Source organism: Calidifontimicrobium sp. SYSU G02091, assembly GCF_022631395.1.
Taxonomy (GTDB): Bacteria; Pseudomonadota; Gammaproteobacteria; order Burkholderiales; family Burkholderiaceae_C; genus Calidifontimicrobium; species Calidifontimicrobium sediminis.
Genome location: NZ_JALBGB010000001.1, coordinates 266203 through 281140, shown reverse-complemented (window position 1 = coordinate 281140; position 14938 = coordinate 266203). Strand labels below are relative to the sequence as shown.

General features: G+C 69.7%; 13 protein-coding genes. 6 read left to right on the top strand and 7 right to left on the bottom strand.

What is annotated here, in order from left to right:
* The first annotated feature begins 280 nt into the window (after window positions 1–280).
* Both bchE and bchJ read left to right on the top strand, forming a co-directional pair.
* Complete coding sequence (bchE, locus tag MOJ79_RS01385; protein WP_241922528.1) at window positions 281–1975, top strand: magnesium-protoporphyrin IX monomethyl ester anaerobic oxidative cyclase; 1695 nt, start codon at window positions 281–283, stop codon at window positions 1973–1975.
* A gap of 17 nt (window positions 1976–1992) precedes the next feature.
* Complete coding sequence (gene bchJ, locus MOJ79_RS01380; RefSeq protein WP_241922527.1) at window positions 1993–2598, top strand: bacteriochlorophyll 4-vinyl reductase; 606 nt, start codon at window positions 1993–1995, stop codon at window positions 2596–2598.
* Between the two features lie 123 nt (window positions 2599–2721).
* On the opposite strand, the gene MOJ79_RS01375 is transcribed toward bchJ, so the two are convergent.
* From MOJ79_RS01375 to MOJ79_RS01345, 7 genes are all read right to left on the bottom strand, one after another.
* Window positions 2722–3273 carry a hypothetical protein gene (locus tag MOJ79_RS01375; protein WP_241922526.1) on the bottom strand — a complete coding sequence of 184 codons (552 nt, stop codon included), beginning with the start codon at window positions 3271–3273 and terminating at the stop codon, window positions 2722–2724.
* Between the two features lie 130 nt (window positions 3274–3403).
* Entirely contained in the window at window positions 3404–7549 is a 4146-nt protein-coding gene (locus MOJ79_RS01370; protein WP_241922525.1) for a pilus assembly protein, read from the bottom strand.
* Window positions 7550–7733: 184 nt separating this feature from the next.
* Window positions 7734–8354 carry a pilus assembly PilX family protein gene (locus tag MOJ79_RS01365; RefSeq protein WP_241922524.1) on the bottom strand — a complete coding sequence of 207 codons (621 nt, stop codon included), beginning with the start codon at window positions 8352–8354 and terminating at the stop codon, window positions 7734–7736.
* Entirely contained in the window at window positions 8348–9406 is a 1059-nt protein-coding gene (locus MOJ79_RS19070) for a PilW family protein (RefSeq protein ID WP_241922523.1), read from the bottom strand. The genes MOJ79_RS01365 and MOJ79_RS19070 overlap by 7 nt, the downstream gene beginning before the upstream one ends.
* 10 nt (window positions 9407–9416) lie before the next feature.
* Window positions 9417–9833 (bottom strand): hypothetical protein, encoded by a 417-nt coding sequence (locus MOJ79_RS01355; RefSeq protein WP_241922522.1) that lies wholly within the window; start codon window positions 9831–9833, stop codon window positions 9417–9419.
* A gap of 40 nt (window positions 9834–9873) precedes the next feature.
* Window positions 9874–10488 carry a GspH/FimT family pseudopilin gene (locus tag MOJ79_RS01350; RefSeq protein WP_259374240.1) on the bottom strand — a complete coding sequence of 205 codons (615 nt, stop codon included), beginning with the start codon at window positions 10486–10488 and terminating at the stop codon, window positions 9874–9876.
* Window positions 10482–10940: a type IV pilin protein gene (locus tag MOJ79_RS01345; protein ID WP_272885347.1), complete on the bottom strand. Its 459-nt coding sequence runs from the start codon at window positions 10938–10940 to the stop codon at window positions 10482–10484. Before MOJ79_RS01345 ends, MOJ79_RS01350 begins: the two co-directional genes overlap by 7 nt.
* 300 nt (window positions 10941–11240) lie before the next feature.
* Between MOJ79_RS01345 and MOJ79_RS01335 the strand changes: the two genes are divergently transcribed.
* Genes MOJ79_RS01335 through MOJ79_RS01320 form a run of 4 tightly spaced genes read left to right on the top strand, consistent with a single transcriptional unit; the run spans window position 11241 to window position 14858 of the window.
* Entirely contained in the window at window positions 11241–11810 is a 570-nt protein-coding gene (locus MOJ79_RS01335; protein WP_241922542.1) for a shikimate kinase, read from the top strand.
* Window positions 11811–11850: 40 nt separating this feature from the next.
* Window positions 11851–12984 carry a 3-dehydroquinate synthase gene (gene aroB, locus MOJ79_RS01330; protein WP_241922520.1) on the top strand — a complete coding sequence of 378 codons (1134 nt, stop codon included), beginning with the start codon at window positions 11851–11853 and terminating at the stop codon, window positions 12982–12984.
* Window positions 12981–14132 carry a deoxyguanosinetriphosphate triphosphohydrolase gene (locus tag MOJ79_RS01325; protein WP_241922519.1) on the top strand — a complete coding sequence of 384 codons (1152 nt, stop codon included), beginning with the start codon at window positions 12981–12983 and terminating at the stop codon, window positions 14130–14132. Before aroB ends, MOJ79_RS01325 begins: the two co-directional genes overlap by 4 nt.
* A gap of 12 nt (window positions 14133–14144) precedes the next feature.
* A complete protein-coding gene (locus MOJ79_RS01320; protein WP_241922518.1) occupies window positions 14145–14858 on the top strand; it encodes a transposase in 714 nt (237 codons plus the stop codon).
* The last annotated feature ends 80 nt before the right edge of the window (window positions 14859–14938 follow it).

Genomic DNA, 14938 nt, shown 5'->3' with positions numbered 1-14938 from the left:
CCCGCAGGGGCCGCCAGAGCGAGCAAAATCGTGCCGCCCAAGCCCGTACAGCCCGCATCGCTACCCCTGCGGCAACTTGATCAGCGTTTCCCTAGGAGTCCGTCGCCGCGGCGCGAACCGCCACGGCCGCAGCCGACGGTGGGCGCAGGGACCGCATCGACATGTCAGCCGTGTCAGCTACTTCTTACAGTGGCGATGTCTCGTCTCATTGACGCATCGCAAAGTCCCGCGCTGCGCACAGGCATAACGTTTGTCGGACTCGATCTGCGAGGAGGCCGCGATGCGCGTGCTGTTCATCCACCCCAACTACCACTCCGGCGGCGCCGAGATCGCCGGCAACTGGCCGCCCGCGTGGGTCGCGTACCTGACCGGCACCCTGAAGGCAGGCGGCTACACCGACGTGCACTTCGTCGACGCGATGACGCACCACCTCGACGACGACCAGGTGCGCGCGAAGATCGCCGAACTGAAGCCCGACATCGTCGGCCTGACCGCGATCACGCCAGCGATCTACAAGGCCGAGCGGCTGCTGCAGATCGCCAAGGAGGTGAACCCGGCGATCGTCACGGTGCTCGGCGGCATCCACGGCACCTTCATGTACCCGCAGGTGCTGAAGGAAGCGCCGTGGATCGACGCCGTCGTGCGCGGCGAGGGCGAGCAGGTGTTCCTGAACCTCGTGCGCGCCGTCGGCGACGGCACCTGGGCGCGCGACCGCGGCGCGGTGCGCGGCATCGCGTACCTCGACACGAGCCGGGGCGAGGCCGGCAAGGTCGTCGCCACCGCCGCCGAGCCGCCGATCGAGGACCTCGACCGCATCACGCCCGACTGGTCGATCCTCGAGTGGGACAAGTACATCTACATCCCGATGAACCGGCGGGTGGCGATCCCCAACTTCGCGCGCGGCTGCCCGTTCACCTGCAGCTTCTGCAGCCAGTGGAAGTTCTGGCGCGACTACCGCATCCGCGACCCGAAGAAGGTCGTCGACGAGATCGAGAAGCTGGTCAAGGAGCACGACGTCGGCTTCTTCATCCTCGCCGACGAGGAGCCGACGATCCACCGCAGGAAGTTCATCCAGTTCTGCGAGGCGCTGATCGAGCGCAAGCTCGACGTGCTGTGGGGCATCAACACGCGCGTGACCGACATCCTGCGCGACGAGAAGCTGCTGCCGCTGTTCCGCAAGGCCGGGCTGATCCACGTCAGCCTCGGCACCGAGGCGGCGGCGCAGCTCAAGCTCGACCGCTTCAACAAGGAGACGACGATCGCGCAGAACAAGAAGGCGATCCAGCTGCTGAAGGACGCCGGCATCGTCACCGAGGCGCAGTTCATCGTCGGCCTCGAGAACGAGACCGCCGAGACGCTCGAGGAGACGTACCAGATGGCGCGCGACTGGAACCCCGACATGGCCAACTGGGCGATGTACACGCCATGGCCGTTCTCGGACCTGTTCCAGGAGCTCGGCGACAAGGTCGAGGTGTTCGACTTCGAGAAGTACAACTTCGTCACGCCGATCATGAAGCCCGACGCGATGGACCGCGCCGAGCTGCTCGACCGCGTGATGCACAACTACCGCCGCTTCTTCATGAACAAGGCGTTCTTCCAGTACCCCTGGACGAAGGACAAGGAGCGCCGTGCGTACCTGATGGGGTGCCTCAAGGCCTTCGCCAAGAGCGGCATGCAGCGCACCTTCTACGACCTCGGCCGCGTCGGTTACTGGGGTCCGCAGAGCAAGAAGAAGGTCGACTTCAAGTTCGCCGACCCGCGCGTGCACGAGCGACCCGACGCGCAGGCGATCGCCGCGGCCGACGAGGGCTGGGTCACGATGCACGGGCCGAAGATCGAGATGAAGAAGCGCAAGAAGGGCGAGGAGATCGCTGCGGCGGCGCTCGCGGCGATGGAGGCTTCGGCCTGCGGCGGCGGCAAGGACCAGTTGAGCGACGCCGAGATGGACGCGCTGGACCGGCGCGCGCCGGCCTGAGCGCGCGCGGGCCGGTCGTGGCCTCCGTGCTCGAGCACGCCGCCGTCGCACGCATCGGGCCGAACGCGATCACGCGCGTGGCCGAGGTGCTGCGCGAGCGGGTGGGCGCCGACGGCGCGGCGCGGCTGTTCAGCCTCGCCGGGCTCGCCGCCTACGTCGAGCGCCCGCCGCAGGCGATGGTCGACGAAGCCGAGGTCACACAGCTGCACGCCGTGCTGCGCGCGTCGCTCGGCGCCGCGGCCGCGGCGCGGGTCGCGCGCGAGGCCGGCACGCGCACCGGCGACTACCTGCTCGCGCACCGCATCCCGAAGCCGGTGCAGGCGCTGCTGAAGATGCTGCCAGCGACGCTGGCCGCGCGCGTGCTGCTCGGCGCGATCACCCGCCACGCATGGACGTTCGCCGGCAGCGGCGAGTTCGTCGCCGAGGCCGGGCGCCCGGTGCGGCTCGCGATCCGCGACAACCCGATGTGCCGCGGCCTCGCCAGCGACGTGCCCGCGTGCGACTTCTACGCCGCGACGTTCGAGCGGCTGTTCCGCGCGCTGGTGCACCCGCGCGCGAGCGTCGTCGAGACCGCCTGCGAGGCCTGCGGCGACGACGCGTGCCATTTCGCGGTGCGGTGGTGACCCACAGGAGAAAGGCCGAGCCCGTCGCGGCATGAGCCGTCTGGCCAGTTCGTGCCTGGCTGCGCCGGTTTCAGGTGGATGACTGGGTACAGACGCTGGCGGAGAGCCCCGGCAGCAAAGACTTTACGAGGCACGCCACAACCGCCACTGGCCGTTCGGCAACCCTTCGACAAAACGAACTTCCAGGTGCCAACGCGGCACCGTCACCGCTGCCGCGCCGATGCCAGGCAACGGCTGCCCGATGAACGCTTCGCGCACGGCATCGACCAGGGCATCAGCCGCGTCGGGGTCGAGCGGTTCGAGCGCGGCGACATGGCCCGTGGCATCGACGCGAACTGCGAGGTGCAGCACTGTCACCGGACCGGGCATCGCCACGTCGGGCACCGCCAGCACGAAGCCCGATTCCCCGGCGGTGACCTCGGCCGATGAATCTTCGCGGACGGCTTCGGACACCACGCGGTCGGGTGGCCGGGTGGTGACAGCCTCGCCCCCCGCACCTTCTGCACCGATCGTGGCGCCCCGCGGGACCTCTGCGGGACCGGCTTTCGGAGTCTCCGCCGTCGACGGGCGCTGGGGGCGCGCATCGACCGCGTCGTGCGGTTTGCCGGCAGCAGCTGGCGTCGCGATGGCCAGGTGTCGCACCTCGAGCGGCATGCGCGCCGCAGGATCGGGCACGACCGCCACTGTGCCTGGCGCGGGCACCAGCGCGATAGCCGCCGCGTGCAGTGCGAGCGCGCTCAGCAGACTCCACGCCCAGGGGTCTGGCGCATGGGCAGACGCCCGTCGCCAGACAGACCCGCCAGGGTCATTCCTCGATGGCGAGCTCACGCCACGAGAGCCGGCGAGCCGTGCCACCGGGCAGCGAGACCGGCACCGGTGATACGACGGTGCGGTCGTTCGACAGCCGCGTCAGTGCGCGGATGCCACCGCCTTCGAGCCGCACGACGGTCGGACGGGTGGCCAGCGCGTTGCCGAGCGCCACGCTGGCGACGCCAGTGGCGGTTGCCACCGGCGCGCCGGTGCGGTAGTCGAAGAAGTTGATGTAGCTCTTTCCGCCGACGCTGCACGCGCTCTGTTCAGGGATGTTGGTCGTCATCACAAGGGTGCCGAGCACCAGCTGCGGGTCGGTGTTGGCCCGCTCGCGCGTCAGCGGCAAGTCGATGTACCAGCCGTCATGGGTGGCAAAGTCGACCACATGATGGCTGCCGGTGCGCACTTCCTGGCCCGGTGTGCAGATCGTCGCACTGCTGGGGCAGGTGCCGGCAGACAGCGTTTGATTGACGAACGTCGGCAGGGTGCGCGGGTTGTGGTGGGTCGTGCCGTCGAGCGGGTCCTCGATCGCATAGATGCTCTGGGGGCTGTCGTCCGTGAGATCGGGCGTACCCAGATAGCGGCCGGTACCCACGAAGACCACGGCCCGGCCCGCGACCAGGCCGAGTTCGGGACGCGCCGTGAGCGGCTGCACGTTACCGGCTGGGCCACGCAGCGTGGCCAGCAGGTGGGCATCGTGGCCCGCGGGGTCGATGTCGCCGTTGACGTCGAAGCGCCACAGGTTGCCGTCGTTGTCGCCGCCGTAGACCCGCTTGACGGTGTTGTCGACGTCGGGTTTGTCGACCCAGCTGCGCACGTGCGCCAGGCCGCTGCCAGTGCTCGTGGTGATGGTGCGGATCAGCACGCCGGTTTTGGCGTCGACGATGAACAGCCGGCTCGCCCCCGTGTGGTTGTAGCCGGAGCCGAAGATCACGACCCAGGTGCCGTCCTTGAGCTTGGTGATGTCTGGGCGGCCAAAGGTCAGGCCGAGATTCGGATGCGTGAATTCCCACAGCACCTTCGGTGACGCCGGATCGGTGACGTCGAGGGCATAGTAGCCGCGGCCGCCGGCACCGAGCCCACCGACGAGGATGGTGCGCCACGCGCCATCGATCTGGACGTCGCCCGCCGTCGGGGTGGCGTCGACGTAGAACTGGTGGCGGTTGGCGTAGTCCTTGTCGGCGAGCCGGTACAGCTTGGGCAGCACCATGCTCGGCACGAAGGCCCATTCCTCGACGCCGGTGTCGGCGTTGAATGCATGCAGCATGCCGTCGTTGGCGCCCACGTAGACCATGCCCTGGCGCGTCATCATGCTCGTCTTGAACGCCGAGTAGCCCGGGTCGGCGTAGTTGAACATCGGCTTGCCGACGAAAACCGCTTCGGAGTTGACGATGTCGCCGAGCAGGTGCGCACGCTTGCGGAAGGGCTTGTCGAGCTGCGTGGCCTCGCCCTCGTCGGTGCGCACGCCGCGCAAAAAATTGACCAGCCGCTCGCCGGCCGCCGCGCTCTGCACCGAAGGGGGCAGGCAGGTGCTGCCGAAAGTGCAGAACTGGCTCAAAGCCTGCCCCGGCGCCGTGATGTGCGCCAGGCCGAAGTAGGCCCGTTCGGTCGCCGTCAGGTGATCCCAGTCGAACGGGCGCCGGCCCGTCGACGTGTTCGAGGGGTCGTGCATGAAGAGGGTGCGGCTGGAGTTGCCGTCGAGCAGATCGCGCGCCGACCAGTCGCTGTCCAGCGGCAGCTTCTCGCCCGTCGTCGGATCGACCTCGTCCTTGGTCAGGATCTCGCCGGTGGTGGCGCTGATCTGGCGGCCGAGCAGCTCGCCCGACCACTCGTTGGTGACGTAGCGCGACAGGTACAGGAAGTTGTCGCCGGCCGAGATGTTCGGGTTGCTCGTCGTCGCGGCAGCCGCTGCGCCCTTGACGCGGTCGATCTGTGCCAGTGCATTCGACAGGCCCGTGTACAGCGACGCCGGGTCGGTGGCGGCGAAGTAAGTGCCACGGCCATTGACGGCGGCGTGCCACATGTCGTCGATCGCCGTCTCGGTGTTGTTGACCGGGGCCGGCCAGGTGCACACGGTGCCGGCGGCCTGCCAACTGCAAATACCGGCTGCAGGATTCGCCGTGGTGCCGTTGGCGACCGCATGGTAGTCGCCGCCGGTCGCGGTGCGGTAATTCGGGTCGTACAGCATGTAGCCCGGCGCGCCGAGTCCCAGAGTGAACGTCGTCATGTGCTGGTGCGGCGCGGCGTCGTCGCCGGCGGTGGGCACGTTGTTTTCGCACAGGTCGACGCCGCCAGGACCGGCGCAGTTGCTGAGCTCGGGCGTGCGCAGGTCGGTCAGGTAGTAATACGCGGCAACGTCCGACAACGAATTCGACGTGTTGGTGCCATCGCGGTACGGCCGGTCTAGCGAGCTATCGACATCGCCGATCGCGTCGGAGCCATTGATCCTCCGCGGTGTCGCCGTCTCGTTCCAATAGCCGTCAGTCGACAGCAGCGTGAAGTTCTGCTGACACGACACCATCATCGGATCCACAACGGTGGACCCATTGAGGGTCTGGCCGTTGAGCTGCCCGGCGTACAGCCGGCCGGCACGCGACAGCGCAGTGCGCAGTGGCGTCGAACCGCTCGGTCTGGCAGCGCGCAGTTTGTCGAACCAGTTGAACTTGTGCGTGCCATCGAACGTGTCGAGGTTGAGAAAGTCGCTGCCGGTGGCGTTGTTGATGCTCAGGTAGCCAAGGCGGAATTGGTCGGAGACGGGCGCAAACGCGATGCTGGCCGACGTCTTCATCATTTGCATGCGCGTGCGGTAGTACGTCCACCAGTTCGCGAAGTTGGTCATTTCTTCTTCGTAGGTGCACGTGCCACCGGCGCAGTCGGTGCGCGTCGGGGCTTTCGGGTAGCTGGTGACCGACGGGACGATGTCGATACGCTCGAAACGGCCGGCGAAACCGGCTGGCGTCCCGGGGATTTCCGGAGTGGGCGCAACGTAGCCCGAAAACACCGGCGTCGTCGGATTGGTGCCGAAACAGGCGCCGGTGCGCGTGAAACTCACCGCGTAGCTGATGTTGCCGGCGGCCACTGGCGCGGTGATCGTCACCGTGCGTCCGCCGTTCGTGGTGATCGCCGTGTATCCGGTACCCTTACCGTTGATCCGATCACGGATCGAATTGCCAAGCGCATCGCGGTTATTCGTGGTGACGGTGTTCGACGCCAGCAGATTGACGCCGTTGACGGTCACGGCGCTGACCGTGACGTTGCAGCTCAGGCTGTTGATCGTGAACGTCGCCTTCGCCCCCGAGCCCGGCGTGGCCGGTACGGGAGCGGTGCCAGGTGTCGCGAACTTCGTCGGGTAGCGCACTTGGTTGTATGTCGCAGTGCGCACGGCCTGGCAGGAACCGGCGGCTGGCGTCGCGGCGCGCGCGTTGGCGTCGCTGTTGCACCAGCGCACGTAGGCCGGCACCGGGTGGGTGGCCGACGCGGTCGCCTGGCAGTTGCGCAGCGTCGTGTCGGTGCAGTACTCGCCGGGCACGATCGTGTAGTAGTGCGGGCCGAATGTGCGCCACTGCGTCGTCGCCGCGTTGGGTGCGCCGACGGCGATCAGCCCGGTGCCAATGGCCACCGTGGGGCGGTACGTCGTGTAGCTCTTGCCGTTGACGGTGCCCGGCAGCACGTAGTTGCCGTTGCGCAGGCAGTCGGTGTAGGTGGTGTCGGTGCACCAGGCCGTGTCGGGGAACTGCGTCAGCAGGTTGATCGACGACGTGAACTGGACGTTGTAGTGGTCGTTGCGGACGCTGGTCCACCCGGCCGTGTTCGACGCCGTCATGCTCGGGTATGGGTTGCCGTTGGCGTCCAGCGGCGGCTGATAGCGCACCGCAGGGTTGTAGGCGACGCCGTTGAACGCGCTGGCCAGGTACGGTGGATGACCGCGCCAGGTACCAAAAACCGGGTTCGAGGCGAAGTTGCTGCTGCGCCAGCAGGCGTTGCTGCCGCTGCCGCTGCCCGCGTCGTTTTGGCAGCAAGCACGGTTCCAGGTTCCGCTGTTCGTCGCCGTCGCGCCGCCGGCGCGGCAGAAGTTGTCGTTGACCCAGTCGGGCATGTAGTCCCAGTCCATGCTGCCCGAGTCGTCGAGGATGAACAGCATGTTGGGCTTGACGGATGCGCCCGCCGACGTGACCAGTGGAACCGGCGAGATGTCGACCGCGCTTGCGGGTATTCCGGCGCCGACCAGCACGAGGCCGGCCAGCGCCGTGACGGCATACCTGTCAATCTGGCGCAAGACGTTCATGGTGTCCTCAAATGTCGTTCTCGGGCCGTTGTGCGTTGCATCACATCGCGACGACGACCTGCACGTAGCTCAGCGTGTTGCGCGGGCCACTGACCCGCGCCGTGATGCGGTAGTACTGCTGCTGCGGTGCACTGAAGGCGGGGCTGAGCGCCGTCTGGCTGTTGCCTTCGTTCTTCGTCAGCGGCGACGTTTCGCAGCGTGCGCCGGCCAGCGGATCGCCGACCGAGTTGCACAGCCGGTGAATCACGAATGCAACGGTGTTGCCGGCGGCATCGGGAGGCAGCACGTTGACCCGGTTGGAGCCGACGAGGACCTGCTGCCAGAAGTCTTCCCACGACTGGCCGGGCCCCGGATCCTCGCGGCGTGCGAAGTAGCCGAGCTCGCCACCGGCGGCATCGCGTGACTGGTGCAGTGTCGTACCGGTGTTGTTGTTCTCGAGCCAGGCGATCGCCGTCTCGATGCCGACGTCGGCCGACTGCGTGGCAGCCTGCTGGAATGCGAGGTTGCCGGCGATGCGGTTGCTCGTGAACACCGAGCGCAGCAGGCTCAGCCCAGCGAGCGTCATGCCGATCAGCACGACGAGAGCCACCAGCAGCACGATACCCTGCTGGCGCAGCGGCGGCGCGGCGCGCCGGCGGTAGAGCGGGGCGGGGGTCAGCATCCGGACTGCACTCCTTGCCAAGCCATGTTGCGCAGCGGCACCGTCGTCTCGTAGGTCCGGTAGCGGTAGCGCTGCCAGTCGGGGAGATCGCCCAGGTCGATCGCGGCGTTCGCATCGGCGCTGCCGGCCCAGGCGGGAGAAGCCGTCGTGACGGCCTCTTTCTCGAATTGCGCACTACGCGCCACGAGTGCCAGCCGCAGCGCCGAGGTGCGCGCCCAGGCGCAGGCACTGCCGGGCGTCGTGCGGTCGTAGACGTCAACCACGCCGTCCATCGACGCCGAACTGTCGCGCCCGTATTGCGCGCGCAGGCTGACCACGTTGCTGCTGACCGGAACCCACACGCTGCGGTCACTGGCCAGGTCCGGATCCATGCAGTCGGCCGCCATGTGATCGCACACGGTCAGGTTGCCGTCGCGCACCGCGTAAACGAGCACGCGCGGGGCCGGACCGAGATTGAACAGCGTGCCATTGGCCATGCCCGCGATACCGGTGCCCACCGTGACGTACGGCGGCGAAACCGTGACGGCGGTCACCGCCTCCGCGGTCAAGGTGCAGGGCGCGGGCCGCGACGCCGGAGCCGCGAGCACGATGTCACCGGCGCGAAACGCCGTCGGGGTCGCGACAGCGTAGGTGTCGGTGGACGGCTGCAGGTTGATGCGGTCGCCCTCGGGTGACCCCGCGCTGCTGCCGTAGACGATGAGCAGCGTATCCGTGTTCGCGTCACCGGCGGGCACGCCTGGATGGTTGATGGTCACGGGCCCCATCGCGGGCACGCTGCGACCCCCCGGCAGCGCAATGTCACAGCCGATGAAGGCAAAGGCGCTGGCACCGTAGCCGGCCTGGCGAAGGTCGCGCTGCAGCGCCGCGAGGGCGATCGCCCCGTTGATCTGTGCGTCGTCGCCACCGAGCGTCGTGCGCTTCGATCCCTCGGACACTTGGAACACCTGCAGGATCACGATGACGGCGACCATGCCGAGCACGATGCCGACGAGCAGCTCGACCAGCGTGATCCCCGTCTGGGCACGCCGCGGCAGGCTGGGTGTGCAGGTCACGGCCGGCTCCTTACTTGATGCGGGTGACCACGGTCAGACTGTGCGGCGGGTCCCCGGCCGGTTCCTGCGGCGGCTTCCAGCGCAGTGTGATTGTCACCAGGCTGCTTGGCTCCGACGGCGGGGTACCGCCGCCCTCGATCGACTCGACGGTCACCTCGGGCGGGTTGTCGGCGGCGCCGGGCAGCATCGCGGCGACGCTCGCCAGCCACTGTCCGTAACCGTCACCGCCGGTCGCAAAGTTCTCGCTGAGCGTCTCGAACTTGCGGTCCGTGACCCACATGCGGCCGACCAGGTCGTTGGCCAGCAGCGTCGCGTCGGCACGGTACTTGGCCTTGGTCGACTGCTGCACTGACGCGGCCTGCAGCCCGACGATGGTCAGCACGCCCAGCGAGAAGACCAGCACCGCGATCAGCACCTCGATCAGCATGAAGCCGGCCTGCGGCCGCAGTCGATGCGATGGACTCATGTCAGCACCCTTGGGGATCGGGCAGCGCGAACTTCGGGTTGCACATGCGGATCTGGCCCGCTGGCGAGACAACGATGCGCAGGCACGCAACCTCGCCGCCGGCGGTGGCGCAGTCGCCGGCCGCGGGGGCCGTGACGTCGATCGTGATGTCGCCCGCCGGCACCGGGGTCACACGACCCAGACCGTTGAACACCAGCGTCGCTTCGGAGGCGGTCACCTGCGTCATGGCGGCGGACTCCGCGCCCGGCCGCGTGTGCAGGATGCGCGGCGCCACGGTGTCGGATGGTTCGGCGCTGCACGCACCTTCGACGGCATCGGGCTCGTTGGCCGGATCCAGGTTGACGACCCAACTCGCGCCAGCAGCGTCGATGACACAGCTGTCGCCCAGAGAGTCGACGAGCTGGAAACGGACGCGCGCGTTACGCGCGACGGCCTCGGCTTTGGCCATCTGCAGGCCGGCGAGCAGCGACTCGGCGGTCGTGCGCACGCGGCTGTTCGTCAGCCAGGTCGAGAAGCCCGGAGCGCCCAGCGCGAGGATGATGGCCAGCAGCGTCAGGCCGACCAGCACCTCGATCAGCGTCATGCCCCGTGCTGCAGGCCGCCGCCGGCTCAGCATACGCCGCCCCTTCGCGTGACCCAGCAGTTGTTCGGCGAGGGCGTCGACCAGCCGTCGGGCACGCTCGCCGTCGTCTTCTGGCCGGCCTGGTTGACCGTGAAGGTGAACCCGGCCATCGCGCCCTTGCCCTGCGCGCGCAGCGTGTAGCCGCTGGCGTCGGCGGCGGTGCACTGGAAGTCGAACACCCGGCTCGTCGTCGTGTCCACAGCGCAGGCAGGCGCGCCGGCGTAGGTGCGGTTGTCCTGGAAGAACTGCTCCAGCCGCACCTGCAGCGCGCCGAGCTGCGACGTGGCCTCGGGAATGCGACCGCGGATCACGTAATCGCGATACGAAGGCAGCGCGACGGCGGCGAGGATCGCGACGATGGCCACCGTGATCATGACCTCGATCAACGTGAAGCCCCGTGTCGACCGGCGGCGGAGGTGGGCGAAGTCGATGTGCAGCGGGCGCATGGCAGTCGGTCGTCCTGTGCGGCGGGTCATCGGTCCCGACCTGCCAACGGCCCCATCCCAGAGGGGCGCCGGCAGGTGGCTCGTACTCGGCATTGTCGGAACGCCCCTCGCGCCGATGAGGCAAAAATGCACTGTCAAAACGCCGCTTTCGATGGCCGGCCGGTGATCGGCGACGAACGGACAGCGCACTGGCGACCGGCGGTTGCCCCGGGGCGACGAACGGCGTCGGGCATACTCGGCCACGTCAACGCCAGGCGGGACGCAGCCTTGGTTCCACCCCGCACCATCAGCCTCATCGGCATGCCCGGCGGCGGCAAGTCCACCGTCGGGCGGCACCTCGCAAGGCAGCTGGGGCTGCCGTTTCGCGACACCGACCACGAGATCGAGTCGGTCATCGGCTGCACGATCCGTGACTTCTTCGCGTCGCACGGCGAGGCGGCGTTCCGCGACCTCGAGCAGGAGGCGGTCGACGTGCTGACGCAGGGCAAGCCCAGCGTGCTGGCCACCGGTGGCGGCGTCGTGCTGCGCGAGGCCAACCGGCGCGCGCTGCGCGAGCGCACGACGGTGATCTACCTGCGCTCGACGCCCGAGGAGCTGGTGCGCCGGCTACGCCACGACACGCAGCGCCCGCTGCTGCAAGGCGGCGACCCGCTGCTCAAGCTGCGCCAGCTGTACCGCGAGCGCGACCCGCTGTACCGGCGCACCGCGCACTACACGATCGACACCGGGCGTCCGTCGGTGTCGGCGCTGGTGCACATGATCCTGATGCAGCTCGAGCTGGCCGGTCTGGTCGACCCGGCGCGCGTGCCGTCGCCGATCAACGCGCCGCGCACGCCCCGCGGCGGCGGCGACGAGCCCGAGGGTCGCTGAACGTCGCGTTGGGGCGCAAGGCGCCCGTACACTCGGCGCCATGTCCACCGACTCCCACGCTTGCGGCCGCATCGCGCCGGCAGTGCGCGTGCCGATCGCGCTCGGCGAGCGCAGCTACGACATCCTGATCGGCGAGCGCGTGCTCGACGATCCCGCGTCGTACGAGGGCCTGCCGCGCGCAGCCACCGCGGTCGTCGTCAGCAACCCGACCGTGTCGGCACTGCACGGCGCGCGGCTGCACGCGCAGCTCGAGGGCCGCTACGCGCGCGTGCTGCACGTCGACCTGCCCGACGGCGAGCAGTACAAGGACTGGACCTCGCTGAACCTGATTTTCGACCACCTGCTCGTCCACGCCTGCGACCGCAAGACGGTGCTGTTCGCGCTCGGCGGCGGCGTGATCGGCGACGTCGCGGGCTTCGCCGCGGCGTGCTACATGCGCGGCGTGCCGTTCGTGCAGGTGCCGACGACGCTGCTCGCGCAGGTCGACTCGTCGGTTGGCGGCAAGACGGCGATCAACCACCCGCGCGGCAAGAACATGATCGGCGCGTTCTACCAGCCGCGGCGCGTGCTGGCCGACCTGTCGGTGCTCGACACGCTGCCCGAGCGCGAGCTCAGCGCCGGCCTGGCCGAAGTGATCAAGTACGGCCCGATCGCCGACGCCGCGTTCCTCGACTGGGTCGAGGCCAACCTCGATGCGCTGCTCGCGCGCGACAAGGCGGCGCTCGCGCACGCGGTGCGCCGCTCGTGCGAGATCAAGGCGGCGGTGGTCGGCGCCGACGAGCGCGAGAGCGGGCTGCGCGCGATCCTGAACTTCGGCCACACCTTCGGCCACGCGATCGAGGCGGCGCTCGGCTACGGCCAGTGGCTGCACGGCGAGGCGGTGGGCTGCGGCATGGTGATGGCCGCCGACCTGTCGGCGCGCCTCGGGCTCGTGCCGACTGCGTTCGTCGAGCGCATGCGCCGCGTCGTCGCGCGTGCGCGGCTGCCGGTCGCGGCGCCGGCTGCGATCGGCGTCGAGCGCTTCGTCGAACTGATGCGCGTCGACAAGAAGGCCGAGGGCGGCGAGATCCGCTTCGTGCTGATCGAGGCCGACGGCGGCCAGGTCGGCCGTGCGGTGCAGCGCCCGGCGCCCGACGCCGCGGTGCGCGCGACGATCGCCGCCTGCAGCGCGTGAGCGGTCACGCCGGCGCACTGGCCCCTTACGCGTGCGACCCGGCGCGCTCGCGCGGGCGCCGCCACGCCGAGCCGCCGGCGCCGACGCGCAACGACCACCAGCGCGACCGCGACCGCATCGTGCACAGCACGGCGTTCCGCCGGCTGGTCTACAAGACGCAGGTCTTCCTGAACCACGAGGGCGACCTGTTTCGCACGCGGCTGACGCACTCGCTCGAGGTCGCGCAGCTCGGCCGCTCGATCGCGCGCACGCTGCGGCTCAACGAGGATCTCGTCGAGGCCATCGCGCTGGCGCACGACCTCGGCCACACGCCGTTCGGCCACGCCGGGCAGGACGCGCTCGACGAGTGCCTGCGCGGCCATGGCGGCTTCGAGCACAACCTGCAGAGCCTGCGCGTCGTCGACCGCCTCGAGCAGCGCTACCCCGACTTCGACGGGCTGAACCTCACGTTCGAGACGCGCGAGGGCATCCTCAAGCACTGCACGCGCCGCCGCGCCGAGGAGCTCGACGCGCGCGAGCCCGGCGGCGTCGCGCGCCGTTTCCTCGAGGGCACACAGCCCTCGCTCGAAGCGCAGCTGGTCAACGTCGCCGACGAGATCGCGTACAGCGCGCACGACATCGACGACGGCGTGCGCTCGGGGCTGCTGACGCTCGAGCAGCTCGAGGCGGTGCCGCTGGTGGCGCGCTATCTCGCCGCGGCGCGCGCCGATCATCCGCGGCTCGCCGGGCGACGGCTGCTGTTCGAGACGATCCGCCGGCTGCTGTCGCAGCTCGTCTACGACGTCATCGACCACACCGGCGAGCGCCTGCGGCAACTGGCGCCGGTCGACGCCGATGCCGCGCGCCGCGCGCCGCCGCTGGTGGGTTTCGGCGAGGCGACGCGCGCCGAAGTCGTCGCCCTCAAGCGCTTCCTGTTCCAGGCGCTGTACCGCCACCCCCAGGTGGTCGCGAAGACCAATGCCGGGCGCCAGGTGGTGCGCGAACTCTATGCCGCCTATCTGGCGGCGCCGTCCGAGATGCCGGCCGACTACGCGCAGGCGGTCGACCTGCCGCGCGCCGTGGCCGACTACATCGCCGGCATGACGGACCGCTTCGCACTGCGCGAGCACCAGCGGCTGACCGGCCGCGCCGTGTTCGCCGACGCCTGACGGGAGGCGGTGATGGCGCGGCTGCGGCGGCTGGCGGTCGGCGGCGTGCCGCACCTCGTGTTGCAGCGCGGCCACGACGGCAAGGCGGTGTTCGCCGACGACGTCGACCGCCAGGCCTACCTGCATGCACTTGGCGAGGTGCTGCGCGCGCACGGCGTGCTGCTGTACGGCTACGCGCTGCTCGACGCCGAGGCCTGGCTCGTCGTGCAGCCCGACGCCGCCGAGGGCCTGAGCCGTGCGATGCAGGCGCTCGGGCGACGCTTCGTCGCGGCGGTCAACCGCCGGCACGGGCGCAGCGGCACGCTGTGGGACGGTCGCTACCGCGCGACCGTGATCGATCCGGCAACGCAACTGGCCGACGTGCTGGTGCACGTCGAGACCAAGCCGGTCGACGCCGGGTTGACCGCGACCGCTGCGCAGTGGCCCTGGTCCAGTGCCGCGCACCACGTCGGCCAGCAGCGCGACCCGCTGCTGGCCGATCCCCCCCCGCTGTGGGCGCTGGGCAACACGCCCTTCGAGCGCGAGATGGCGTGGCGGCGCCGTCTCGACGCGGGCCTTGCGCTGGCGCAGCGGCGGGCCATCGACGACGCGGCGCGGCACGGCTGGGCCCTCGGCCCGCCGTCGTTCCTCGCGCTGGTCGAGCAGCAGGCGGGGCGACCGGTGACGCGGCGCCGCCGTGGCCGTCCGCCGCGCGCGGTGGCGCCCGCAGGCGCGGCATCGCGCTGAATCCTCGGCCCGCGCCGACCGTTCGTCGTGCGGCGCGGGTCGGTCCACGGCATCGTTCCTGCTTGTCCTTGGCGTCTGCG